Below are 25,866 nucleotides of genomic sequence, written 5' to 3'. Positions count from 1 at the left end.
CTCCGTCAGCCCGCTGTGATGCAATTTATCCGCTTCGGGCTGATCGGTGCGGTCAACACCAGCATCTCCTATGGTATCTATGCCCTGCTGCTGTACATGGGCCTCAACTACGCACTGGCCAATCTCGGATCCCTCATTCTGGGCATCGGCGTGTCCTTCTTCAGCCAGGGGCGATTTGTGTTTGGCAATGCCTCCATTGATCGCCTGCCCCGCTTCATCCTGCTGTGGGGTTCCCTCTACCTCGTCAACATCGGTCTGATTGCCCTGTTCATGCGCTTCGGTATCAACGCCTATCTGGGCGGCGCACTGGCGCTCGTACCCATCACCCTTCTTTCATTCGTGTGTCAGCGCTATTTGGTCTTCAGGCCTGCCAGCGCGCGTCAGTAAGGAATCTCCGCCATGCAGCCCCGCCTGGGAATCGTCATCCCGTGTTACAACGAAGAGCCGGTCCTGCCTGAAACTCACAGGCAGCTCACTGTCCTGCTGGACGAATTGATCGCAGAAGGACGTATCACGCCCGACAGCCGCGTGTATTTCGTCGATGACGGCAGCCGGGATGCAACCTGGCGCCAGATCGAGCAGTTCAGCGCTCAGGACCCCCGCTTCGGCGGCTTCAAGCTGTCCCGCAACTGCGGCCATCAACGCGCCCTGCTGGCAGGCCTGATGACTGCAGAGGGCGACGTGCTGGTGTCCCTGGATGCCGATCTGCAAGACGACCCACGCGCCATCAAAGGCATGCTGCAGGCCTATGCCGAGGGCAGCGACATCGTCTTCGGTGTGCGCAACAGTCGGGAAACAGACACCGCTTTCAAGCGCATCACCGCTCAGGGCTTTTATAAACTGATGCTCACCATGGGCGTCGAGGTGGTCTTTGACCATGCCGATTACCGCTTGATGAGCCGCAGGGCCGTCGAAAATCTGCGCGGCTTTGAAGAGGTCAACCTCTTCCTCCGGGGAATCATCCCCCAAATCGGACTCAAGACCGCCAAGGTGCACTACGCCCGCAGCGAGCGTTTCGCCGGTGAATCCAAATACCCCCTGCGCAAAATGCTGGCCTTCGCCGTCGATGGCATCACCTCGTTCAGCGTCGTCCCCCTGCGCTTCATCTCCGGCCTCGGACTCGCCACATGCGCCCTTAGCCTGATCATGGCCGCATGGGTCATCTTCGGGGCGCTGCTCGCCGGACAGGTCGTTCCCGGCTGGGCGTCCACCGTCGTCCCCATGTACTTCCTCGGCGGCGTGCAACTGCTCTCCATCGGCGTACTCGGAGAGTACGTCGCAAAAGCCTATCTCGAAACAAAACGCCGCCCACGCTACTTCATCGACAAGGTTCTGTAATGCAGCGCGATCAATACGTGACCTCACCGTTCCGCCCCATCGACTGGGCCGTGCTGTGGTCCCTCATCGCTTTGGCAGCGTTGTGGCGCATTGCCGTATTCAATGGCCCCCTTGGATCCGACGACGTCGTCTATTTCGGCCGAGCACTTGATGTATCGGAAGGGATCTGGAGTTCTGCGAATTACAACGGGGCCCTTCGCTACGGATTCAACATCCCTGCGGGTCTCATGCTCGCCCTGTTCGGCCGTGGTGAATTCCAACTCAACCTGTGGCCACTGCTATGTTCGGTTGCCGAGATTGGTGCTGTATGGTGGTTCTGCCGCAAGAACTTCGGCGTTACCGTCGCCCTATTTGCGGCTTTCTTGCTACTCCTCGCCCCCGTTCACGTCGCCACAGCCACCCGACTGCATGCCGATGCCGTCGCAAACTTCTTCCTGACGCTGGCGTTCATCCTTTTTTTCGAGTCCGAGAATAGCAAGAGCCGTACGCTAGCCTTCCTCGCAGGCTTGTCCATGGGCGCACTATTCTGGGTCAAGGAATTGCTGGGCTTGGCCCTGCTGACTTTTCTGTTGTGGCCTCTGGTGGCCCGAAAACTTGAGCGGCGCTGGATATGGGTTGTGGCCGGTGGTCTCACCATGCTCTTCAGTCACTTCATCCTGATGCAAGTGATCGCTGGCGACCCCCTGCATGCATTCAAGACCGTATTCGGCCAGATCAACCGCAGCTTCATAGGCCAGAATGACGGACAGGACGGGGCACTTTACTACGTCTACTACATGCTCCTGGACATCCGGCATACGGCGCTCATCGGTCCGCTCGCCCTCGCAGGCATACTGATCGGGTGTTTAAAGAGCAAATCAGGCAACGGCGTCAGTCCCCTTGGCCAAGTCACGTTCTGGCTGCTGGGCCTTCTGGCCGTGCTCTCGCTCTTTCCCGTATCCTTCTCGCCCTTCCGCTTGGCAATGAAACAGTCCAATTACCTTGGACTCTTCCTTGCGCCCCTGGCCATTCTCGGCGCTGTCGCCTTAGCCCGAGCGGGGACGCGCGTACGTACCATCCTTCTGGCTAGCACCATCCTGCTATGCCTCCCCCTCGCCATGCTGGAACAGCAGAGCTACCGGACATTCGTTGCAAACAGCCGGGGGGTGATCGATTTTGCAAAGGCCCATCCGCTGGATGCAATCATCGGCACTGCCAACACCTACAACATGGCCGCCATCGACGCCTTTAGCCGCAACGACCCGGCTTTCATCGCGCGTTTCACGCACCTGACAAAATCGATGGATGAAACGATACCGAGCGTTCCACATGGCGGGCGCCTGATCGTTATTGAAGATCAGGAAACCCTTTACCACAACAGCGAAAACCATCCGATGAACCCCATTCCCCGCTGCTGGACGAGAGTCGGTGAGATCACGCCTGGAGGTCTTGGTTTCTCGTCCCGTTTTGCAGCATGGGCAGGCGATTCCGCGGCCAGGTTACCCGGCGTGGGCTCGCAACTGAAAGCAAAGCTCGACTCGATCGCCAAGCCCAAGCCCGCCAATATCTGGCAGATGCCGGAGGACAATCCATGGTGCCGATAAAGGCAGGCGTGAAGAACCTTAAGGGCAAGAGCCCCATCCCGCCTATATAAAACAGAGAAAAGCCCTTTGCCCTGGCACGCCAGGCCGCAGGGCCGTCATCTGTGGTTTCCGGGGAAAACTCTCCGGAAACCACCCACGTCCCTTATCAGGTTCAAGCCAGAGCCTTGCCGACGATCTCCGCCACGTCGGGCGACAGCCCCTCCTCGGCAGCCACCTTCTCCAGCGCCACACGGATCCGAGCCTGAATCTCCGGCGTAAACTTGCGCCAACCCTCCAACGCCCGCGCCATACGCGATGCCACCTGGGGATTGCTGCGGTTTAGGGCGATCACCTGCTCCGCCCAGAAGGCATAGCCGGCACCATCCTCGCGGTGGAACTCGGCGGCATTGGCCTTGAAATAGCCGCCCAGCAAGGCATACACCTTGTTCGGGTTGGAGAGGCTGAAGGCCGGGTTGTCCATCAGCGCCCGCACCTGCTCCAGAGTTGCCGGTGCCGACGCCGACCAGCGCCAGGCGCCGGCCTGCAGCTGGAACCACTTGTCGAGCACCAGGGCATCGTCCCGGTAACGCTCATGGAAGGCAGCCAGGGCCTCGATGCGCTCGGGCGCATCGCTCTGCACCAGGGCCGCCAGGGCGCCGTAACGCTCGGTCATGTTGCCTGCCGTCCTGAACTGCAGGCTGGCCAGCTGCACGGCCGTCGGCCCACCCCAGGCCATCATGTAGCGCAGGCACAGGTTGCGCAGGGAGCGACGCCCCGCATCGGCCGGGTGGTAGCGGTACTCCCCCTCCACCTCCAGGTCCATGTAACGGGTCAGGAAGTCGGCCTGCAGGGCCTGGCCGAGTTCGCGGTTCAAGTGGATCAGGGCCGCCCGCAGGGGGGCCGGGTCGGCCGGCTGCATGCGCTCGAGCAGATAGGTCTCGGAGGGCAGTGCCAGGGTTTCGGCGACGAAGCCCGGATCCAAGCTGTCATTCACCAGCAGCGCCCGGAAGGCATGGCCGAAAGCCTGGGGCACTTCCAGCCTGCGCCCTGCCGCAGCATCCGCAGCCAGGGCCAGCACCACCCGCTCCATGTAGCGCTGGGCAGCATCCCAGCGATTGAAGGGGTCGCTGTCGTGGGCCATGCGGAAAGCCAGGCGGGCGTCATCCTCGTCCACCTCCAGAATCACCGGAGCGGAAAAGCCACGCAGAATGGACGGCACCGGCTCGGCATCGATGCCGGTGAAGCGCCAGGTCCGGCTGGCCTCCTTGAGTTCGAGCACCCGGGTGGTGTCGACGCCGCGGACTTCGCCTTCGAGCTGCAGGGGCAGGTCGGCGCCATCGGGGCCGATCAGGCCAACGGCCACGGGGATGTGCAGCGCCTGCTTGTCCGGCTGGCCCGCCGTGGGCGGCGTGTGCTGGGACAGGGTCAGGGTGTAGCTGCGGGAAGCCGCGTCGTATTGCCCCTCGGCCTTCAGGCGCGGCGTACCGGCCTGGCTGTACCAGCCCATGAAGAGGTCCAGATCTGCGCCATTGGCCTCGGCCATGCACCCCACGAAATCGTCGCAGGTCACCGCCTGGCCGTCATGGTAGGAGAAGTACAGGTCCATGCCATTGCGGAAGCCCTCGGTGCCCAGCAGGGTGAGCAGCATGCGGATGACTTCGGCCCCCTTCTGATACACCGTGGCGGTGTAGAAGTTGTTGATCTCCTGGTAGCTGTCCGGGCGGATCGGGTGAGCCATGGGGCCGGCGTCCTCGGGGAACTGGCCACTGCGTAGCCCGCGCACGTTGGCGATGCGCGTCACCGCCCGGGCGGACGCAGCCGCTGCGGGAGAATCAGACGCCCGGGCCATCATGTCGGCCGTGAACTGCTGATCGCGGAAGACCGTGAGCCCCTCCTTGAGGGTCAGCTGGAACCAGTCGCGGCAGGTGACACGGTTGCCGGTCCAGTTGTGGAAGTACTCATGGGCCACCACGCTTTCGACGTTCTCGAAGTCCAGGTCGGTGCCCGTATCCGGGTTGGCCAGCACGTACTTGGTGTTGAAGATGTTGAGGCCCTTGTTCTCCATGGCCCCCATGTTGAAATCCGACACGGCAACGATCATGAAGCGGTCCAGATCCAGTTCCAGCCCGAACACTTCCTCGTCCCAGCGCAGGGAGTGGACCAGGGAGTCCATGGCGTGGCCGACCCGGTCCAGGTCACGGGCCTCGACCCATACCTGGAGCAAGACCTCGCGACCGCTCATGGTGGTGACCTTGCGCTCCAGGGCCTTCAGATCGGCAGCGACCAGGGCAAACAGGTAGGACGGCTTGAGGAAGGGGTCTTCCCAGCGCGCAAAGTGCCGGCCGTTTGGCAGGGCGCCGGCCTCCAGCAGGTTGCCGTTGGACAGCAGCACCGGGCAGGTGGTGGCATCGGCTTCAAGGCGCACGGTGTAGCGGGCCATCACGTCGGGGCGGTCAGGGAAGTAGGTGATGCGCCGGAAACCCTCGGCCTCGCACTGGGTGTAGTAGCCGCCCCGCGACTGATAAAGGCCCGACAGGGTCAGGTTGGCGGACGGGTCGATACGCGTCACGATCTCCAGCAGGACCACGTCGGCATCCACATCGATCTCCAGGCCACCTTCCACCGTGCGGACCTGCCCTTCCGCCGGAGCAGCACCGTCGAGCCGCACAGACAGACATGCCAGGGCCTCGCCGTACAGGACGATCGGGCCGGCAGCGGCCTCCGGATTGCGCACGCAACGCATGCGATTGGTGACCACGGTGGCCTGGGAATCAAGAACAAAATCCAGATCCACCGTTTCCACCTGGTAGGCCAGGGGCTGGTAGGCGTCGCGACGAATGGGGGTGCCTTGCTGGGTCCGCATGGGGAAAATCCTTGTTGTTGCTTTGACTGGGGACGATTTTACCCCGACCGACCGCGGGCCTTTTCTTTGCACCCAAATTTGTTTCCCTGGGCGAAAATCCATAGCCTCCCCGCCTGGCCCAACGCCGCCACTTCCCCAGACACCATGCCTGCCCCGATCCAGCCCGCCATCCTGTCCTTCGCCCCTGACGGCACGCCCCTTTCCTCTGCCCTCTCTCCAGCCCTCGGCGACACCCACCACACCGGCAGCCTCGCCCGGGCCAGGCATGTCTTTGTGGATAGCAACGGGCTGCCCGGGCGCTGGCAGGGCCGGCACCGCTGGGTCATCGTGGAAACCGGCTTCGGCTCCGGCTTGAACTTTCTCGCCACCTGGCAGGCCTGGCGCAACGATCCGGCGCGCTGCGACAGGCTCGATTTCGTTTCCATTGAAGCGCACCCTTTTCAAGCCGCCGACCTGGCCCGACTGCATGCGGCCTGGCCGGAGCTGGCACCCCTGGCCGAGGCGCTCCAACAGCGCTGGCCAGCCCTGCTGCCCGGCATCCACCGTCTTCACCTGGACGGCGGTCATGTCACCCTGACCCTCGCCTTCGGCGATGCCCCGGACCTTCTGCCACAACTCGAGGCACAAGCCGACGCCTTCTATCTGGACGGCATTTCTCCTGCCAACAGCCCGGAGCGATGGTCCCCGGCCGTCTTCGGGCAACTCGCCCGCCTGGCCGGGCCGGACGCCAGCCTCGCCGCCAGTTCGGCCGCCCAACCCATCCAGCAGAGCCTGGAGGCCGCAGGCTTCAGCCTGGAACACCGGGCCGGCCACGAAGGCGAGCACGACATGCTGGCCGGCCGGGCAACCCCGGGGGGCACCCCAGCGGCCACCACCTCCCCGGCCGGCGAACGCCGGGCGCTGGTGGTCGGCGCCGGCGTAGCCGGCACCTCGGTGGCCGAACGACTTGCCGCCCGGGGCTGGCAGGTGTCCCTCATCGACGAGGCCGACGGGCCGGGCCAGGGCGCCTCCGGCAACCGGGCCGGCGTGTTCCGCCCCCTGCCCAGCCTCGACGACAACCGCCTGGCCCGCATCACCCGGGCCGGTTTTCTCTACGGCCGGCGCCATCTCGACGCCCTGGGCGAGGCCGGACAGCCCGTCCGCTGGTCAGCCACCGGCGTCCTGCACCTGGGCCGGGACGCCAAACAGGAGGGCAAGCAGAAGGCGGTGGTGGACGCCCACCAGCCCCCCGCCGACTACCTGCGTTTCGTGGACCAGGAAGAAGCCTCCCGGCTCGCCGGCTGGCCCCTGGACGCGGGAGGATGGTGGTTTCCCGGCGGCGGCTGGATTCAGCCCCCCAGCCTGTGTGCCGCCAACCTCGCCGCGGGCGGCGCCGGCATCACAACCTTTTTCGGACGGCGCCTGGCACGGCTCGACCACCAGGACGGCAACTGGCGGGCCATCGATGACCAGGGCACCGAGATTGCCCGGGCGGCCGTACTGGTCCTGGCCAATGGCGTGGGCATCCGCGCCCTGCCCCAGGCCGCCAGCCTGCCGGTACGCCCGGCCCGGGGCCAGGTCTCCCACCTGCCGGCCAATCCGGGCAGCGCCCCGGAAGTTGTGGTGTGCCGTCTGGGCTACGTCAGCCCCGAGGTGGATGGCGTACGCTGTGCCGGCGCCACCTTCGTAGCAGACGATGCCGGAACCGAACTGCGCGAATCCGAGCACCAGGAGAACCTGGAAAAGCTTGACTTCATCCTGCCCGGCTTCAGTGGCGCCTTCGACCCGGCCACCCTGGACGGACGGGTCGGATTCCGTCCGGCCTCGCCGGACCGCCTGCCCATGGTCGGCGCCATTCCCGCGGTGAGCACCGCCGAGCGCACCACCCTTCTCGCCGACATTCCACGCCAACCCGGTCTATACGCCGCCTCGGGCTTCGGCGCTCGCGGCCTGGTATGGGCCAGCCTGGTCGGAGAGCTGCTGGCCAGTCTGATCGATGGCGGCCCGCTGCCCCTGGAGCGGGAGCTGGTGGACGCCCTCGACCCGGCCCGCTATCTGCTCAAGCCCCCCCGGCCCGGCGCGGGCGGCGACGAATAGGGCGACAGCGACTTTGTAAGCGGCCTTTGCGCCTGTCCCCGAGGGGCGTGCCACGGCGTTACTCTCCTTGTATCCCAAGGAGAAGAACATCATGAGTACCCACCCCAACACCTCGTCACTGCATCCGGCCCTGTGGCTCGCCGCCGCCTCCGTCACGGCGGTGAGCCTGGCCGGCGTAGCCAAGCTCACCGGCGTACTGCCCGATTTCGGCAGCACACCGCCGGCCGTCACCGAAACCGTCGTCACCCCGCCGGCTGCACTGGAAGCGCCTTCTGCGCGGATTGCGGCGGCCCCCGCCGCCCCTGCTGCAGCACCGGCCGTTGCCGAACCCACCCCGCCCGCCAAGGTTGAGCGCCCGGCGGCCAAACCCGGTCCGGCACGGGAACATGCCAAGCCGGCACCCACCGTTGCGCGCAGCACCCCGCCTCCGGCTGACGCCGTGCCTGCACCACCGCCGTCCAGCCCGCGTCATGTTGCCGACGCACCGCCGGCATGCCGCGACTGCGGTGTGATCGAGCGGATCGACGCCATTCAGCAGAAGGGGGATGGATCAGGCATCGGCGCCGTCGGTGGCGCCATCCTGGGGGGTGTGCTCGGTCACCAGGTGGGTGAAGGTTCCGGCAAGCAGCTGGCGCGCATCGGCGGCGCCGTGCTGGGCGGATTCGCCGGCAACGAGGTGGAAAAGCGCACCCGCACGATCACCCACTATCAGGTCACCGTGCGCATGGAAGACGGCAGCAGCCGGGTCATCGAGCAACAGAGCGCCCCCGCCTGGCGCAATGGCGACCCGGTACGCATCCGCAACGGCGAGATCGTCGCCGCTGGCACGCAGCCCCGGCCGGCTGCCGAGTTCTGACGTTTTGACGCTCAGAGCACCCTATCCAGCCGCCCCAGCACCAGCTCGCGACCCATGGTTTCCAGCACGGCGTCGATGGACGGCGTTTGTGGCTGGCCCAGCAGGGCGACCCGCAGGGGAATCGCCACCTGGGGCATCTTCAGGCCGTGGGCGGCGCAGGTTTCCTTGATCGCGGCGGCCAGCACGGCCTTCTCCCAGGACACATCGGCCAGCTTGCCGCGCAGGGTGGCCAGGGCCTCCCGGGCCACATCGGTGATGTGCTGGGCGAGCGTTTCAGCTGCCGGGTGGAGGTCGATGTAAAACAGCTCGGCGGCATCGGCCAGCACATTGAGCGTGGACGACCGATCCTTGTACAGGGCGATGATCGCCTCCAGTGCCGGGCCGGCTTCCGGGTTCACGCCGCGGCGGGCCAGGCGGCGGCTTACATCGGCAGCCAGGCGGCCATCGTCGGCCTGCTTGATGTAGTGAGCGTTGAGCCAGTTGAGCTTCTCGGTATTGAACTGGGCCGCCGACGGGGTGATGTGATCCAGGTCGAACCATTCCACCAGTTGCTCCCGGGTGAAGATCTCGTCGTCCCCATGGCTCCAGCCCAGCCGGGCCAGATAGTTGATGACGGCTTCCGGCAGATAGCCGTCATCGTCGTACTGGGTGACGCTCACCGCACCATGGCGCTTCGACAGCTTCTGGCCGTCGTCGCCCAGGATCATGGACAGGTGGGCGTATTGCGGCACCACCGCGCCCAGGGCCTTCAGAATGTTGATCTGGCGCGGGGTGTTGTTCACGTGGTCGTCGCCGCGGATCACCTGGGTGATGCCCATGTCCCAGTCATCCACCACCACGCAGAAGTTGTAGGTGGGCGTGCCATCGGCCCGGGCGATGATGAGGTCGTCCATCTCGGCGTTGGCGATCTCGATGCGGCCCTTGACCAGATCGTCCCAGGCCACCACGCCATCTGTCGGGTTTCTGAAGCGGATCACCGGCGCAACGCCGGCCGGCGGCTCGGGCAGCACCTTGCCGGCCTCGGGACGCCAGCGTCCGTCATAACGGGGCTTCTCGCCGCGGGCACGCTGGGCCTCGCGCAGAGCGTCGAGCTCTTCCGGCGGCATGTAGCAGGGGTAGGCGGTACCGGCAGCCAGCATCTCCTGGATCACCGCCTTGTACCGCTCCATGCGCTGCATCTGATAGAAGGGGCCTTCGTCCCACTTCAGGTCGAGCCAGTTCATGCCATCCAGAATGGCCTGCACCGCCTCGGGCGTGGACCGGGCCACGTCGGTATCCTCGATGCGCAGGATGAACTGGCCGCCATGGCGACGGGCGTAGGCCCACGAGAACAACGCCGTGCGGCCCCCCCCGATGTGCAGGTAGCCGGTGGGGCTGGGGGCGAAGCGGGTGCGGACGGTAGAGGCCATGAGGGGAATCCGGGAAAGCGTAAAACCCGGCATTTTACGCAATCCCGTGCCTCAAAAACAAAAAGCCCGGCCAGGCCGGGCTTTCAGGGCTGACGGGCAGCGGTGCTCAGATGGCCGATTCGTTGGTCTCGCCAGTGCGGATGCGCACCACCTGCTCGACGGGCATCACGAAGATCTTGCCGTCGCCGATCTTGCCGGTGCGGGCCGACTTGATGATGGCTTCGACGGCCTGCTCGACCACATCGCCGGCCACAACCACTTCGATCTTGATCTTGGGGAGGAAGTCGACCACGTACTCGGCGCCGCGATAAAGCTCGGTGTGGCCCTTCTGACGGCCAAAACCCTTCACTTCGGTCACGGTCAGGCCGGTAATGCCGACTTCGGACAGGGCTTCACGCACCTCGTCGAGCTTGAAGGGCTTGATCACGGCTTCGATTTTTTTCATCTGTATTCTCCTGGGAACAGTGCGGCATTCTAGCCGGAATATCCGGCCCGGCGTGCCGGGCCCTTGATACGGTGGGTCAGGCGTCCCGGTAGCGGGAGGTGATCGGGTAGCGCCAGTCCTTGCCGAAGCCGCGCTGGGTCACACGGACCCCCGGAGGGGCCTGGCGACGCTTGTATTCATTGCGCCGCAGCATGCCCACGGTGCGCAGGACATCCGCCTCCGGATAACCCCGGGCGATGATCTCGGAAGGCGACAGGTCCTCTTCCATGTAGGCGGCGATGATCGCATCCAGCACCTCGTAGGGCGGCAGGGAATCCTGGTCGCACTGGTCGGGCTTGAGCTCCGCCGACGGCGGGCGGGTGAGAATGTTCTCGGGGATCACCGGCCCGCCCGGCTGGGCGTTGCGCCAAGCGCACAGGCGATAGACAAAGGTCTTGTAGAGGTCCTTGATCACCGCAAAGCCGCCCGCCATGTCGCCATACAGAGTGGCATAGCCGGTGGCCATCTCGCTCTTGTTGCCGGTGGTCAGCACGATGGCGCCGGTCTTGTTGGACAGGGCCATCAGCAGCATGCCGCGGATGCGCGACTGGAGGTTCTCTTCGGTGGTGTCTTCCGGCAGGCCGGCAAACTGGGGGGCCAGCATGTCGGCGAAGGTCTTCATGGCCGGTTCGATGGCGATCTCGTCGTAGCGCACGCCCAGCCAGCGCACCATCTCGCGGGAGTCGTCGAGGCTCATCTGGGCCGTGTAGGGCGAGGGCATCATCACCGCGCGCACCTTGTCGGCGCCCAGGGCGTCCACGGCAATCGCCAGGGTCAGGGCAGAATCGACGCCCCCCGACAGGCCGATGAGGGCCCCCGGAAAGCCGTTCTTGCCCAAGTAGTCGCGCACCCCCAGCACCAGCGCGTCATACACGTCGGCCTCCACGGGGCGGACATCCGGCACGCCCTGGTCACGCCAGGCACCATCGGCAAAGCTCAGCACGGTCAGCTCATCCACAAAGGACGCGCCCTGCCAGGCCAGCAGACCATCCTGGTCGAGGGCAAAGGAGCCTCCGTCGAAAACCAGTTCATCCTGCCCGCCCACCAGGTTGCAGTAAGCCACCGGCAGCCCGGTATCGGCGATGCGCTCGCGCATGACTTCGTAACGGCGCTGCTGCTTGTGCATGTGGAAGGGCGAGGCGTTGAGCACCAGCAAAACCTCGGCCCCGGCATCCCGGGCCACCTCGGCGGCGCCGGATTCCCATACGTCGGCGCAGATGTTGACGCCGATGCGCACGCCCTTCAGCTCGAACACGCAGGCCCCGCTTCCGGGCTCGAAGTAGCGCTCCTCGTCGAAGACCTCGTAGTTGGGAAGGCGATGCTTGAAATAGCTGTCGACGATGCGGCCATCGCGGATCACCGCTGCCGCATTGAAACGCAGACCATCCTGCTCGGCCGGATAGCCGACCAGCACCGTAATGCCCTGCACCTGGGCAGCCAGCGCAGCGAGCTCATCGGCACAGGCCTGCAGGAAGGCCGGGCGCAGCAGCAGATCTTCCGGCGGATAGCCGCACAGGGCCAGCTCGGGGGTCAGCACCACATCGGCGCCCGCAGCCTTCGCCCGGGCCACCGCATCCAGGATCCGGCGCGCATTGCCGGAAATGTCGCCCACGACACAGTTGAGCTGGGCGACAGCGACGGTAAGAGGGGTTTTCATGGGGCAACACTATACCGCGAAGGCAGCGCAAGCCGCTTGTGCCCCCTGCGCGAATGACAGGGCTTGCTTGTATCCTGTCGCCAACTCCTGCCCGGCCAGCCCATGCCCCACCTCCGCCTTCACCCCGCCATTGACGAGATCCCCGCCCCGGACTGGGATGCCCTGGCCGGCGGGCAGCCAACCCTGTCCCATGCCTACCTGTCGGCCCTGGAAGCCTCCGGCTGCGTCTCCCCACGCACCGGCTGGACGCCCCGCCATGCCGCCCTGTGGGAAGGTGACACCCTGCTGGCCGTGATGCCCCTGTATCTCAAGACCCACTCCTACGGCGAGTACGTCTTCGACTGGGCCTGGGCCGAGGCCTACCAGCGCCACGGGCTGGACTACTACCCCAAATGGCTGGCGGCCGTGCCCTTCACCCCAGTCCCGGGGCAGCGCGTTGCCGGGCGGGACGAAGCCAGCAGGCGCCTGCTGATCCAGGCGGTGCGCGAGGAAGTGGAACGCTCCGGCGCCTCGTCCCTGCACATTCTCTTTCCCGACGCCGACGAAGCCGGCTGGATGCAGGCGGCGGGCATGGAGATCCGCCACGGCGTGCAGTTTCACTGGCACAACAGCGGCTATCGGGATTTCGATGACTTCCTCGCCCATCTGGCCCAGCCGAAACGCAAGAAGATCCGCCAGGAACGCCGCAAGGTGGCCGAGGCCGAGGTTGTCTTCCGCATCCTCAGGGGTGCTGACATCGGCCCGGAGGAATGGGCCTTCTTTCACGCCTGCTACAGCCTGACCTACGCCGAGCATCGCTCCACGCCCTATCTGAGCCGGGCCTTCTTCGAGGATTTCGGGCGCCGCTCGCCGGACGCCTGCGTGCTGATGATTGCCGAGCGGGCCGGGTCGCCCATCGCCGCAAGCTTCTTCCTGCGCGACGAAGCAACCCTGTACGGCCGCTACTGGGGCGCCATCGAATTCATCCCCTGCCTGCATTTCGAAGCCTGCTACTACCAGGCCATCGACTACGCCATCCGTGCAGGCCTGCAGCACTTTGAGGGCGGCGCCCAGGGCGAACACAAATTGTCCCGCGGCCTCGAACCGGTGCGCACCACCTCGGCCCACTGGATTGCCGACCCGCGCTTTCGCGACGCGGTGGCGCGCTTCCTGGCCCAGGAACGGGGCGGCATGGAGACCTATCTGGACGAATTGTCGGAACGCCTGCCCTTCCGGGACAAGGGCTGAACCACTTCCACTGCGGCAAGCGCCGCCATACGCCAATCCCGGGGGCTGGCGCCAAAGGCCTGCCGAAAACGCCGGGAAAAATGGGCTGGATCGGAAAAACCCCAACGGCAGGCAATATCTGCAACCCCCAGATGCCCCAGGGCTGGGAGCGCCAGATCCCGACAGCACGCAGTCAGGCGCAGATGCCAGATCGTCGCGGACACCGTGCGGGCTTCGTCTTCGAAAAGCCGGTGAACGTGCTGAGGCGCCATCTTCATGGCGGCCGCAATACGCTCCACGTCGAGATCTGGATCAGCCAGATTGTCGCGAATGAAGGCGTGGATACGAGCCAGATGGTAGCGTTTCAGCGCAGGAATTCGCTTCGGGCTCTGCCCCACGGCGCTGGCCACCACTGCCGATAGCGTTTCCAGCATTCCCGCCCTCAGCTGCACCGCCTGCCCCTCGGGCAGTCCGGAGGCATCGGCTAGCGCATCCCCAAAAGCCCGCAGCAAGCGGCTGCCAGGGTGTATTCCTCCCAGGCCCAACGCCACCGCAGTGTCCATATCCCCAATGCTCCCCACAACCACGGACTGGGGAAGAATGAACACGCGCTGCTCAAATGCACCGTCGAAGCGCAATTCGTAAGGCCGCGAGTTGCTGAAGAGCGTCACATCCCCCGGCTTAAGGACGGCTAGCCTGCCGTTCTGCGAAACACATCCACTGCCTTCCACCTGCAGCGCGATCACGCAGACGGGCTCGTCTCCACCCTTCGCCTGAGCAGGTGTGCGCACGACCCGCTGGCCCGACGCACGAATCCGGCACACGTCCATGCCACCCATGCGAGTCCGCTCCAATATCCCCTGAAAACCCTGCACGTCGGAATCAACCGAACACACTTCCGCGCGAATCAACTGGCGACACACCACATCCGCCCAATACGCCACCCGATCCCGACTCGCAACAAGATCCGTGGACACGGCCATACGGGATATCTCGGACGGACCGGCAGACATCGATCACTTTCCTTCCGGCAAGAGCAGTCAGGCGACGGCTAGTCAAAAAGGATGCGACGCACAAACAAGCATCGCAGCCCAAAAAACATACGATTTGAATATCAGCATAGATGAGATCGGCCGGCTTAAAACGGGTATCGATGACAGTCAATAAGGACAAACAGATTACGGCACAAGATTTCACGATGGATGCCAAGGCGCCTTGTGCGATGGGAGAAAAAATGACAAGTATGTCTTCGGGCCGGCAGAACCTTAGCGCAACAAGCCCCGGGGTACTGATGACGCTCCGGCCTGCAGGCTCAATCCACAGCCAAGGCCAAGAGAAGCTTGAGCAAGTCAGCCTGACGATGGGTGGATGTCTTGCCAAAGACATTACGCAAGTGCGTATTGAAGGTATTCACGCTCACCCCGAGGCGCCCAGCCATGACATCGGTGGCGCCACCACGCACAACCTCCATCGCCACGCCGGCCTCGGCACGGGTCATGCCGTACAAGGACATCAGGCGATCCGGCGAGATCGCTGCGGCGCTCTCAAGGTCGTAGAGAAAGACCAGCGCCCCGGCCCCCTCTTGCGTCGAGCGAAAGGGGCTCTCCTCCATGAGGGGAACCACATGCACGACGCAGGTAGGTATTCCGTCGTCTCCGGGTATGGGCAGCGTGCGCATCGTCGCCTGCAACGGATCAAGTGCATCCCGGAGTGCCCCCTGAAAAGCCCGCTCATGCTTCTTGAGGCGCGGGGCAAGATTCAGAAGCGCCCCGCCCACACCGTCGCCCCGAAGCTGGACGACGTTCTCACGGCAGAAAAGCCGCTTGGCCGCGTGATTGGAAAACACCACGTGTCCATGCTGATTCACAACCAGCACCCCTGCCGCAAGCCGCTCCAGGGCTGCGGTAGTTGCCGCGACCCGAAACGCCAGGTCACTGAGATGAAACATCAGGCCGAGTGCCCGGGCCAGGTGTTTTACCAGGCGGCGGACGACCTCAACCTCCTCACTCCGGAAGTCCGGATCATCAAAGCTGCGATAAACCGAAAGCGCCACAGGTGGCAGGTAGAGGTTGGACCCATCAAAGATGATCCCAGCACAGACACGACCGATGCCGGTGGGCTGCCACAGATCGCGATAGAAGCTGCTGGCCAGAAGCTCTGCACGCGGGACCAGCTCGTCTCCGGTCACCGTCGTTCCATCCTTGAACCAGCCCTTCCGGACAATCGACTCGACGAAGGGATCCTCATGCATCCCCTTCTTCATCCAGAGCTCCATCTCGGCAACGGGCATGTTGAACGCGTGAGTGAAGCCGCCCTGCGGCGGCGCCAGTGTCGGCGTGAACAGCATGGCCCTCGGGCTACGGCAGAGGGCCGCAATCTGCATTACGACATCCGGCCAGCGTGTCGGCTCAAGCGCTGCAGCGTAAATCTCGTGCACGAGATCGTCATAGCCGAAAAAGTCCATTGCCATTTCTCCTGTCCGACATCCGCCCGCAGCCCTCATCAGAGCCGGAAATCCGACCCGCAGATCCCGTCACTGCCGCTCAGCAGCCCGGTCCGTCCAGTCTCTCACCATTTCTGGTGACGACAACGGCATTCATCCACTTTCACACTCGCAACCGGATGCCATAGCCCACCCCACCCATGTGGCACCGAACAACCACTCGCACAGGGAGCACATCATGACTACACCGCACGCCCGCTCAGGCTTTCCCCTACTGGCCGGTACTGCCATTGCCCTTGGTCTTGCCGCCTGTGGTGGCGGAGGTTCAGGTGGCAGCACAAGCACCAGCACAGCCGCCATCACCATCAAGGGCACGGCCATCTCCGATGCCCCCATTGCGAATGCCAATGTGGATGCCAAATGTGCAAGCGGATCGGGATCAGCCCAGACCAGCGCAAGCGGCGCCTTCCAGATCAACCTCACCAACGCTGCACTGCCCTGCGTGCTGAGCGTGCCCGACGGCGCCGGTGCGCTTTACTCGGTGGTCGAGACCGGAGCCGGCAGCAGCCCGACGGCCAACCTGACCCCCCTCACCGACGCATTGGTTGCCAGTCTGGCCGGCACACCGCCAGCCACCCTCTACACAACCTTCAACGCGGCAGCGCAAGCCAGGATCACTGCAGCGGGAGTCGCCACGGCACGTACCAACCTGGCCGCAGCGCTCTCTTCTGTCACGGACGTCAGCGCCCTTGACCCCCTTAAAGACGACTTGGTTACCTCGCCAGCCGCCACGGCAATCGCATTGGGAAAACTCAGTACAGCCCTCACTGATGCCCGTCTGCTCCAGAGCGAGCTGGATACCGCCCTGGCCATCGCCGGCAGCATCACTGCGCCCGTCAAGACCATTCTGCAAGCGGCATCTCCCACCTGCAGCGGACTGCGCTCAGGCACCTACCGCCTGATTACTCCCTTCAATGGAAGTGGTAGCGCCTTCGAGCGCATCACCATTGATGCAAAGAACCTCATCGTTCGCTACGAGGACGGCTCCACCGATGCCATGACGGACCATGGAGGCTGCCTGTTCAGCCAGCCCGACAACACCCAGGTCCATGTGGCCGCGTCGGGCATTTCAATGTGGCGTTATCCCGCCAGCAGCAGCACGACCGCCATCGCCCTCGCCATTCCCGAGCAGACGCTGCCTCTCGCCGCCATGACGGGCACGTGGAACAACATCGGCTTCGCCAGAGAAACAGCCGCCGCCGGCCTTGAGGTCTACTCCACCCAATACACGCTTGATGGAAGCGGAGTTTTCAGCAACGCCCTTGACTGTGGCAGCGGTCTGGGCGACACCTGCTCCACCAATACCCCTCTGAGTACGCTTGTCGCCAACCCCCAGGGCGGCTTTGATACGTCCCAGGGTGGCGTCGCCCTGCGCGCCTTCCCGTTCAGGACAGCCAGTGGAGAAACGACACTAATCGTTGCCACGGAAGACCGGAGCATGCTGTCTGTCAGCGCCCTGGCTACCCCCTTGAGCCTGCCGGCTATCGGATCAATCACCCGCTACTGGAATGCATCCATCGGCAGCACCGGCCTGCAGACCAGCTTTATCGCGGAGAGCACGACCATCACGGCGCAAGACGCAAACGCCGGCACCTACTCCCGCAGCCATGCCAGCAACGGCCATGCCGAAACCATCACCATCAACAAACCCAAGCCGGGCATGCGCTACCGCCCGGCGTCCGTGGCCAGCACCACCGGAGGCGGCACAGTGAACGTCTCGGAGGCTCTGCTCATGCGGGCGGGCGACAGCGGGCTCTCGGTGGGCCGCAGCGTCGCCAGCGGACAGAACTTCCTGGCCCTGAGCATCGACAGGCCGTGAGCCCCTCGACACTTACGTGGTAGTGCGTCCCCATTCACGAGGTAACGACCATGACTTTCATCACTCTTGCGCGGGCCGGCACACTCGCCCTGTTTCTGGGCTGTGGCCCGGGCCTCGCCCATGCGGCCACCCTGCTCCACTATTACGATTTCAATGGGGACCTCAATCCCGGTGCCACCCTGGTCGATCTGGCAGGCAGCGCCAACGGCACCCTCCAAGGCGGAGCCCAGACCCACAACGGCGTGCTCTCCCTCAATGGCCAGGATGCCTATGTACAGTTCGCGGACATGATCATCCCCGCAGCCGGGAGCTACTCGGTCGCCTTCAACCTCACACGCAACAGCGAACAAAGCGGCAGCTTTGTGGAATGGCTTTCCCAGGGGCAGTCCGGAGGCCCGGGCTTCTACATCGGGACGAACCCAAACGGCGCGATCCGCGTGGGAGATAGCTGGACACCCGGTGTGAGTCCAACACCCGCAGGCGTACTCGCGCATTACGCCCTTGTCGTGGATGGAAACGCCAACCTGAGCACGCTGTATATCGATGGCAACAGCATTGCAAGTGTGGCAATGGCGATAGGAACGGGGGGCGGTGGCAGCCCAACCCGCCTGGGCCGGCAGTTCGATCCGGCGGACGAGTTCTTCAACGGTAGCCTTGATGAACTGCGGATCTACGCTGGCGCCCTCGATGCCCGCACTGTTGCCACCCTGGCGGCCCCGCAGACAACGAAGGTACCAGAACCGAGTAGCCTGGCGCTATTGAGTATCGCGCTCGCCACAGCGCTGCCGCATCTGGCCGCCCGCCGTCGCAGCTAGCCACTGCATCCACGCTCCGGCTTTCACCGGAGCACCCATCCTCCCCCATGACCAGCCCACCATCATCATGCGCAAGACCAGCCTGCTCGCACTTTGTACTCTGCCGCTCGCCTGCCTGGCCCAGAGCATCGAGCGCCCCTCACCGCGCCCTGGAGACGAATGCAGCTATGACATTCTCGACAACCTGCGGAGCAAGGAGAAAATCGCCGAGAAGCACATGGTGGTGACATCGGTAGCCCCCGGAAACATCACGATGCGTGTGACCCACCGGGTTCTGGTCACCCGCGACACCGGAGATCTGACGGATGGTCAAGTGGCGTACGACGACAACCTTAACGTTGCCGAACGGGACGGCATCAAATTCGCACGGCCCTACCCCAGGCGCATCTACCCCCTGCAACCGGGACTGCGTCTGGCCAATCAGGAGGTCGAATATCCCGTGCAAGCAGGCAACTCAAGAACAGAGTCCCTCGACGCTACGGCCGGCTCCTGGGAAACGCGCACCGTCCCGGCAGGCCGCTTCGAGGTTCTCACCCTTCAATGGAAGGGCTGGTACAACGGGCGCTCCCCCGTCTGGCGATGGAGCGGCAGGATGCAACGAGACATCGCCTTATCGCCGGCAACCTGGTGCGAGATATCAAGCACCGAGCAGATCTACAACCCTAACACCAGCCCATGGACTCACCGGGACTTCGTGCTGACCGGGTTCAAGCGCGACAGGGCCGAACCAGACCACGGCGTCGCAGCTTCATCACTTGAATAACGCCTCCTCACCCCTACCGCGGCGGCGGCACCGGGACCTGCCCGCAGGCTACACGCACGCGCGTACGGCAACTTCAATGGCCGCAGCCTGGGCTTCTTCAGGGCGGTCGAGAAATACTCAACGGCCCAACCGATCAACAACGCTACCCCAGTCGCTTTGAGTTCTATGACAAGTTGAGCGACGGCACCTATGCTCTCCACAAGGACTTGCTCGCCGACCAGAATGGCTGCCTTCATCACCGCAAGATGCTAGTCGCCGACTTAAACGGCGGCCGCCGCCCCAACATTTTTGTCGCCTGCCACGGCTATGACGCGGCACCGTTTCCCGAGGAACGCGATAAGGTGGTTCTAAGCCGACCGAACAGAACTTATGCGACGTCTGACACTTCAACCAACATTGGCTTCTTCCACGAAACCTCGGCCGCAGATGTGAATGGCGACGGCAGGATCGATGTGATTGCTGTTGGCTCCTATGACAGCCAGCGGGTGATTGCCTTGCGGAACGATGACTCAGGCAAGTATTGAACAGTACACTCGCACTCACCCTCGCAGCCTCGGATGCGCCTCGCGGATAGGCACATTCACCAGCGCCGCCAACGAGGCCAGCACGATGTCGGCGTACCACATCCAGTCATAGTTGCCGAGATTCACCAGAGCCAGCCCGCCCAGCCAGGCGCCGAAGAAACCGCCGATCTGGTGGGACAGCAAGGTCAGGCCGAACAGGGTGGCCAGGTAGCGCAGGCCGAAGAGCTTGCCCACCAGTCCCGCGGTGGGCGGCACGGTGGCCAGCCAGGTGAGGCCGAGGCCGATGGAGAAGGCGTAGAAGGTGATATCGGTCTTGGGCGCGATCAGGTAGAGGCCGACCAGCACGGCGCGGGAGCCATACATGACGGCAAGGATCCATTTCATGCGGTAGTGCTGGCCAAGGGCACCCGCCCCCAGGCTGCCGGCAATATTGGCCAGGCCGATCAGGGCCAGGGACACCGCCGACACATTCGCCGGCAAGCCGCACAGGTCTACCGCACCCGGCAGGTGAGTGACGAGGAAGGCGATATGGAAGCCGCAGGTGAAGAAGCCGGCGTGCAGGCACCAGTAGCTGCGGTCGCGCAGCGCCACGCGCAACTGCTGGCGCAGGCCGAGATCGGCCACGGCGGAGGGCGGATGCTCGACCTTGTGGCGCAGGGGCCACGACAGCGGAATCGTCGCCAGGGCACAGGCCGCCAGGCCGTACAGCGCGGTGGCCCAACCGAAACCGGTGATCAGGAACTGGGACAGGGGCGCGAACAGGAACTGCCCGAAGGAGCCGCCGGCGTTGATGAAGCCGGACGCAAAGGCGCGCTTTTCGGCAGGGAGGCGCTGGGCCAGGGCGCCGATGAGGATGGAGAAGCTACCGGCACCGGCGCCGGCAGCCACCAGCACGCCCAGGGTCATGGTCAGGGCGAACTCGCTGCTGACAAAGGGCGTCAGCGCCAGCCCGAGGACCAGCATCGCCGCCCCGGTGAACAGGGAGCCTCCGGGACCATAGCGGTCGGCCACCGCCCCGAAGATGGGCTGGGACGCGCCCCACATGAACTGCCCCACCGCCAGCGCGAAGCTGATGCTGGCAATGCCCAGCCCGGTCGCCGTATTAAGGGGCGAGATGTACAGGCCAAGGGACTGGCGAATGCCCATGGTGATCATCAGCACGGCCGATGCCGTGAGGACCAGGGGCCAGTACGAGAGCGACGCAGCACCCGCCGCAGGGGTGTGGGGAGAAACGGGTTTCATGTGGACATCCACCCGCATGACGGGGTTTTCGTGGCCCGCCAGCATCTCCCGGAAGCCTTTCCCGGGTCAATCAGGATTTACGTGTACGTAAGGTTGCCAGGGCAGAGGGGAAGTCGTACGCGGCCAGCTCCCGATCAAAACGGGCCCAGTCGGGGCCGAGACCAGCCTTCACCAACTCGGCCAGATCCCGCGCGGTGCGCACCACAGCCACGTTGTCCTCGACCAGCAGGGCTTCCAGCTGGGCCAGGGCCGCAGCAACTTCGGCCGGGTCGCGGGCGTTTTCAGCGGGGGCTGGCGAGCCGTCAGGCAGTTTTGCGATGGCGGCCACCACCGCGGCCTGGGCCTCGGCCACCTGGTCGATGAGGTTATCGATGAGGCCACGTGCCTCGCCGTCACGAATAGCGGCCTCCAGGTTTGCGGCCAGGGCCTGTACGCCAGGCATGCCGATCATGCCGGCCACCCCCTTGAGGGAATGGGCTAGCCGCAGAGCGTCCGGCATCTGGCCAGCGTCCAGCGTTTCGCGGATGGCGCGTGCGTCCTCGCCATGACCGTCGGCGTACTTGCGCAGCAGACGCACATAATTCGGGATCCGCCCGCGCAGATTGCGCAGTCCGTAAGCCACATCCAGGCCGGGCACCTGCTCCAGCAGCACCTGTATGTCCGGGGTCGGCGCGGGTTCAATCTGCACTGGTGCCCCGCGCCAAGGCAGCCACTGGATCAGCTTGGCGTAAAGCATGGCCGGATCGACCGGTTTGGGCAGATGGTCGTTCATGCCCGCGTCGAGACAGCGCTGACGGTCCTCGCCAAAGGCGTTAGCGGTCATGGCCAGCACCGGCACTTGGGCATGGCCTGCCCGGCGGATGGCCCGGGTGGCCTCCAGCCCGTCCATCACCGGCATCTGCATGTCCATGAGGATCAGGCCATAGGCTCCGGTGGCGACCTTCTCGAGGGCGATGGCGCCGTTGTCGGCCACATCAACCCGCAGCCCGACGTTCTCGAGCAGGGAGGTTGCGACCTCCTGGTTGATGCGGCTGTCTTCCACCAGCAGGATGCGCGTGCCGGCGTGATCGCGGGCCAGGGTGCGTTCATCGGGCAGGGCGAGGGCTGGGCCCACATCCCCCGGCAGGCCTGGCGGATGGGCTTGGAGGAGCACGGCCTGCAGGCTGGAAACCGTCACCGGCTTGGCCAGCACGTCGGCCACGCCGTTACGCCGGGCCTCCTCCGCTCGGGCCGGTGCGTCGCCGAGGGTCAGCAGGATGCAGCGGGGGGGCCGGGCCAGTTTTAGCCCGGCCAGGCGCCGGACGGTCTGCAGTCCGTCGAGCTCTGGCATGTCGGCATCCACCAGGAGAACCTCGAAGGGGTCGTCCTCTTGCTCGGCCGTGGCGACCAGGCTCAAGGCCGACGCACCGGACTCGCAGGCAATCGCCCGTGCGCCGAGAGACGACAGCATGGCCGTGAGCACATCGCGGGATTCGGCAAGGTCGTCCACCACCAGCGTTCGCAGGGCCGGCAGATGAGAGGGGCCGGGCTGACTGCGGGGAGACAGGGCGAAATGGAGGCTCAGCCAGAAGGTGCTGCCATGCCCGGGCTCGCTGTTGACGCCAGCCTGACCGCCCATCAGGCGCGCCAGGTGACCGGTGATGGCCAGCCCCAGGCCGGTGCCTCCAAAACGCCGGGTGGTGGAGCCATCGGCCTGCTCGAAGGGAGTAAACAGACGCGGCAGGTGTTCAGGTGCGATGCCGATGCCGGTATCGCTCACTTCGATACGTACCCCGACCGAGTTGTCGCTTTCCTCCTCGACCCGGCAGCGCAGCAGGATCAGGCCACTCTCGGTGAACTTCACCGCGTTGCCCAGGTAGTTGACCAGCATCTGCCCGAGGCGGATCGGATCGCCCCGCAGCAGGGTCGGCACGCTCCCCATGTCCACCACCAGCTCCAGGCCCTTCTGATGGGCCTTGTCGGCCACCAGGGCACAAGCCTTGCGCACCACCTCTTCGAGATTGAAGTCGCTCTCGTCGAGAGTCAGCTTGCCGGCCTCGATCTTCGAGATGTCGAGGATGTCGTTGATGATGGAGAGCAAGTGCTCGGCCGCGTCGCTGATCTTCTGCAGGCGGGACTGCACCTCGGCCCCCTCCAGGCTGCGCCGCAGCAGGTGGGTCAGGCCGATGATGGCATTCATCGGTGTCCGGATCTCATGGCTCATGTTCGCCAGGAAGGCGCTCTTCGCCCGGTTTGCCGCGTCGGAGGCCTCCCGGGCCGCCTCCACCTCGGCGGTGCGCTGGGACAGCACCACGTTGGCCTCTTCGAGCTGGCGGGTGCGCATCGCCACCAGTTGCTCCAGATGGTCCCGGTAGCTGGCCAGCTCGGCCTCGGCGGCCTTGCGTTCGGTGATGTCCTCCTGAATGCCCAGGTAGTGGGAGACGCGCCCGTCCGGCTGCACGATGGGAGAGATCCGCGCATGCTCAACGCGCAACTGGCCGTCGCGCCGCCGGTTGATGAACTCACCTTCCCAGGATTGCCCGACCGCCAGCGCTGCCCACAAGGACGTGTAGGTTTCCGGTGGGGTGCGGCCGGACTTCAGGAAGCCGGTGCGCTGCCCGAGTATCTCGTCCAGGGCGTAGCCGGAGCCCTCCACGAAGGCCTGATTGACGTATTCGATGCGCCCTTCAAGGTCGGTGACGATCACCGCCGAGGGGCTCTGCTCCACGGCCAGGGACAGCTTGAGCAGCTGGTCCGCGGCCTTGCGACGGTCGGTGATGTCACGCCACACGCCGGCCAGATAGCTCCGCCCATGCAACTCCAGGGCGCGGTAGCTCAGCTCCACATCGCGCAGGGTGCCGTCGGCACAACGATGGACACTGTCGAAGGTGACCGCGCCCTGCCCCTCCTTGATCGTCCGCACCCGCCGGCGCACTTCCTCAGGGCTCATCTCGGCCTGGATGTCCGCCGCGTTGATGGTGGCGAAGGCCTCCCGCGTGTAGCCCAGCCGGTGGCAAGCGGCATCGTTGTATTCGATAAAGGCAAGGGTCTCGGTGTCCAGCAGCACGATACCGTCCACCGCCTGGTTGATGATGGCGCTGAAGATCTCTTCCCGCTCCCGCAGGGCCTCCTCGTCCCGTCGGCGCTCGGTGATGTCCCGCGATACGCCGAACACCCCGACCACCTTTCCGGCGGCATCATGCAACGGCCCCCGGGTGGTCAGAAAACTGCGCAGCCCGATGGCGGTACTGAGGATCTCGACGTTGGTGCTGACGCTGTCGCTGGCCATGACGGCCTGCTCGATACGGGCAATGGCCGCCACCTCGTCGGGCGGAAACAGGCTGCTGTCGTCCTTACCCGGGATGTCCGCCTGACTCACCCCGCAGATCTCGGCGGCCGCGCGGTTGAAGAAGCGGTAACGCCCTGCCAGATCCTTCGCAAAGATCGCATCCGTAGAACCATCGGAAATCGCGTCCAGGAGCTGCAGTGCCCGCAACTGTAGCCCTTGGGCCTCTTCCCGCTGGCGGGTCTGGAGCAGCTCACGGCGCTGGAACAACAACAAGGCCGCAACGGCGGTGGAAAAGAGCGCGAAACCGACAGCCAGCAGAATCCACCACAGTTGATGACGCGACGACTCGTGGATTTCATCTACATCCATCTTGGCCACCAGCAGCCAGTCGGTGCCGGGTACGGCACGCCCGACGCCCGCCACCTTGACGCCACGGTAGTCCAGGGCCTCGATGGCCTTGCCCTGCAACTCCGGGCGGGAAATCATGATGGCCCCGAGCAGGCTCTCCCGGTTGAAGGGGATGCGCAGGGTGAGGGCCGGTGCAGGGTTGAGGCGCAGGGGGCTGAGAAACAGCGCGCTTTCGCCCTCCCGACGCAGCAATACAGTTTCGGCAGTCGCGGTGGGAGCAGGCCAGCCCTTCAGGTAGCTGTATAGAAAATCAGCCGGATCCACTTGTAGCACGATAGCCAGCATCACGGAGCCGCCCCGGACCTTCAGCGGGGCGATGAAATCAAGCATGGGCCGTGCTGCTGGCCCCTCTCCGAAACGGTAGAAATTACTTTCGATGACCTGAGCTTTTTCATGGGCACGTCGTACTTGACCGCCCAGGCCGGGTCCCGCGGCGGGCTCGCCCGGGGAGCCAAGCAGGTTCGCGCCTTGGGCATCCACCAGACTGACCCGGGAATAGCCATAGGCGCTGCGCACCGCCTCCAGGCGCGACCGGATGTCGTTCCGGGCCCCCACGTCGCCGCTCAACCAGCGCTCGTAGGCGCGGGCCAGGCCCGGATCGCCGGCCAGGGCTGCCGCATCGGTACGCCGTTCCAACAGCCAGGCCGAGATTTGCCCCAGCTTGAGATCGGCCACGGCCTCAAGGCGCAGCCACTCCTGGCTGGCCCTGTCCCGCACCGACAGCACGGCGCTCCCGTAGCCCATCGCAATGACGGCCAGGGCAATCAGGAAAAAGGGCAGCAGGCGCGCCCAGGCGCCCTCGCCCCCCAGGGCATTCAGCAAGGATGCGGGCTGAACAGGAGGCGCTGTGCGCGCCATCTGGCGAAGTAGCCCCCACAGCAGGAGGGACGTCACCGCCACGAAGGCCCAGCCCTTGATGGTACCGATCTCGGCGATCCGCTCAGGGTCAGCGATGATCTGAGCCACCAGCGTGTCGGAGAACAGAATCCAGGCGGCAGAGAAGACCGCATAGACCAGAACGATGCGCAGGATCCGCCCGTCCATCACCCGGCCCCCGACAACTCACGTCGCAG

At 64.9% G+C, this 25,866-nt stretch carries 18 protein-coding genes; 10 read left to right on the top strand and 8 right to left on the bottom strand.

Annotation, left to right across the window (positions count from 1 at the left end; all coding sequences use genetic code 11):
• The 3 genes from ACIQ09_RS05595 to ACIQ09_RS05585 all read left to right on the top strand — a co-directional run.
• The coding region (locus ACIQ09_RS05595; protein ID WP_398307056.1) for a GtrA family protein at positions 1 to 387 on the top strand (387 nt) is incomplete at its 5' end.
• Positions 388 to 399: 12 nt separating this feature from the next.
• Positions 400 to 1,338, top strand: a complete 939-nt coding sequence (locus ACIQ09_RS05590) for a glycosyltransferase family 2 protein (RefSeq protein ID WP_398307054.1) — start codon at positions 400 to 402, stop codon at positions 1,336 to 1,338.
• Positions 1,338 to 2,921: an ArnT family glycosyltransferase gene (locus ACIQ09_RS05585; protein ID WP_398307052.1), complete on the top strand. Its 1,584-nt coding sequence runs from the start codon at positions 1,338 to 1,340 to the stop codon at positions 2,919 to 2,921. Before ACIQ09_RS05590 ends, ACIQ09_RS05585 begins: the two co-directional genes overlap by 1 nt.
• 151 nt (positions 2,922 to 3,072) lie before the next feature.
• Here the strand turns inward: ACIQ09_RS05585 and pepN are convergent, their stop codons facing one another.
• Positions 3,073 to 5,763 carry an aminopeptidase N gene (pepN, locus tag ACIQ09_RS05580; RefSeq protein ID WP_398307050.1) on the bottom strand — a complete coding sequence of 897 codons (2,691 nt, stop codon included), beginning with the start codon at positions 5,761 to 5,763 and terminating at the stop codon, positions 3,073 to 3,075.
• 144 nt (positions 5,764 to 5,907) lie between these two features.
• Between pepN and mnmC the strand changes: the two genes are divergently transcribed.
• Both mnmC and ACIQ09_RS05570 read left to right on the top strand, forming a co-directional pair.
• A complete protein-coding gene (gene mnmC / locus ACIQ09_RS05575; protein WP_398307048.1) occupies positions 5,908 to 7,839 on the top strand; it encodes a bifunctional tRNA (5-methylaminomethyl-2-thiouridine)(34)-methyltransferase MnmD/FAD-dependent 5-carboxymethylaminomethyl-2-thiouridine(34) oxidoreductase MnmC in 1,932 nt (643 codons plus the stop codon).
• 91 nt (positions 7,840 to 7,930) lie between these two features.
• Complete coding sequence (locus tag ACIQ09_RS05570; protein ID WP_398307046.1) at positions 7,931 to 8,695, top strand: glycine zipper 2TM domain-containing protein; 765 nt, start codon at positions 7,931 to 7,933, stop codon at positions 8,693 to 8,695.
• Positions 8,696 to 8,706: 11 nt separating this feature from the next.
• On the opposite strand, the gene gltX is transcribed toward ACIQ09_RS05570, so the two are convergent.
• The 3 genes from gltX to ACIQ09_RS05555 form a co-directional block, all read right to left on the bottom strand.
• Positions 8,707 to 10,104 carry a glutamate--tRNA ligase gene (gltX, locus tag ACIQ09_RS05565; RefSeq protein ID WP_398307044.1) on the bottom strand — a complete coding sequence of 466 codons (1,398 nt, stop codon included), beginning with the start codon at positions 10,102 to 10,104 and terminating at the stop codon, positions 8,707 to 8,709.
• 106 nt (positions 10,105 to 10,210) lie between these two features.
• Positions 10,211 to 10,549, bottom strand: a complete 339-nt coding sequence (locus ACIQ09_RS05560; protein WP_398307042.1) for a P-II family nitrogen regulator — start codon at positions 10,547 to 10,549, stop codon at positions 10,211 to 10,213.
• 76 nt (positions 10,550 to 10,625) lie between these two features.
• Positions 10,626 to 12,245: an NAD+ synthase gene (locus ACIQ09_RS05555; protein ID WP_398307040.1), complete on the bottom strand. Its 1,620-nt coding sequence runs from the start codon at positions 12,243 to 12,245 to the stop codon at positions 10,626 to 10,628.
• Between the two features lie 102 nt (positions 12,246 to 12,347).
• On the opposite strand from ACIQ09_RS05555, the gene ACIQ09_RS05550 reads away from it, so the two are divergent.
• The gene (locus tag ACIQ09_RS05550) at positions 12,348 to 13,472 is read left to right on the top strand and encodes a GNAT family N-acetyltransferase (RefSeq protein WP_398307038.1); all 1,125 of its coding nucleotides are present in this window, start codon (positions 12,348 to 12,350) and stop codon (positions 13,470 to 13,472) included.
• Here the strand turns inward: ACIQ09_RS05550 and ACIQ09_RS05545 are convergent.
• Both ACIQ09_RS05545 and ACIQ09_RS05540 read right to left on the bottom strand, forming a co-directional pair.
• Entirely contained in the window at positions 13,424 to 14,464 is a 1,041-nt protein-coding gene (locus ACIQ09_RS05545; RefSeq protein WP_398307036.1) for a helix-turn-helix domain-containing protein, read from the bottom strand. The two genes, ACIQ09_RS05550 and ACIQ09_RS05545, sit on opposite strands and share 49 nt — an antisense overlap.
• 299 nt (positions 14,465 to 14,763) lie before the next feature.
• Entirely contained in the window at positions 14,764 to 15,915 is a 1,152-nt protein-coding gene (locus tag ACIQ09_RS05540; protein ID WP_398307034.1) for a hypothetical protein, read from the bottom strand.
• Between the two features lie 217 nt (positions 15,916 to 16,132).
• On the opposite strand from ACIQ09_RS05540, the gene ACIQ09_RS05535 reads away from it, so the two are divergent.
• The 4 genes from ACIQ09_RS05535 to ACIQ09_RS05520 all read left to right on the top strand — a co-directional run bounded on the left by ACIQ09_RS05535 (position 16,133) and on the right by ACIQ09_RS05520 (position 19,875).
• The gene (locus ACIQ09_RS05535; protein WP_398307032.1) at positions 16,133 to 17,773 is read left to right on the top strand and encodes a hypothetical protein; all 1,641 of its coding nucleotides are present in this window, start codon (positions 16,133 to 16,135) and stop codon (positions 17,771 to 17,773) included.
• Between the two features lie 50 nt (positions 17,774 to 17,823).
• Positions 17,824 to 18,588 (top strand): LamG domain-containing protein, encoded by a 765-nt coding sequence (locus ACIQ09_RS05530; protein ID WP_398307030.1) that lies wholly within the window; start codon positions 17,824 to 17,826, stop codon positions 18,586 to 18,588.
• Between the two features lie 67 nt (positions 18,589 to 18,655).
• Positions 18,656 to 19,351 carry a hypothetical protein gene (locus tag ACIQ09_RS05525; protein ID WP_398307028.1) on the top strand — a complete coding sequence of 232 codons (696 nt, stop codon included), beginning with the start codon at positions 18,656 to 18,658 and terminating at the stop codon, positions 19,349 to 19,351.
• A gap of 173 nt (positions 19,352 to 19,524) precedes the next feature.
• The gene (locus ACIQ09_RS05520; RefSeq protein WP_398307026.1) at positions 19,525 to 19,875 is read left to right on the top strand and encodes a hypothetical protein; all 351 of its coding nucleotides are present in this window, start codon (positions 19,525 to 19,527) and stop codon (positions 19,873 to 19,875) included.
• 15 nt (positions 19,876 to 19,890) lie between these two features.
• Here the strand turns inward: ACIQ09_RS05520 and ACIQ09_RS05515 are convergent, their stop codons facing one another.
• Positions 19,891 to 21,117, bottom strand: coding sequence for an MFS transporter (locus tag ACIQ09_RS05515; RefSeq protein ID WP_398307024.1), 1,227 nt, complete (start codon positions 21,115 to 21,117; stop codon positions 19,891 to 19,893).
• Positions 21,118 to 21,187: 70 nt separating this feature from the next.
• Positions 21,188 to 25,837 carry a PAS domain S-box protein gene (locus tag ACIQ09_RS05510; RefSeq protein WP_398307022.1) on the bottom strand — a complete coding sequence of 1,550 codons (4,650 nt, stop codon included), beginning with the start codon at positions 25,835 to 25,837 and terminating at the stop codon, positions 21,188 to 21,190.
• Positions 25,838 to 25,866: the final 29 nt, after the last annotated feature.

Origin of the sequence: Zoogloea sp. (assembly GCF_044344315.1) — a bacterium.
Lineage (GTDB): Bacteria > Pseudomonadota > Gammaproteobacteria > Burkholderiales > Rhodocyclaceae > Zoogloea.
The sequence above is the reverse complement of the archived record's forward strand: the minus strand, read 5'-3'. Positions and strand labels throughout refer to the sequence as shown.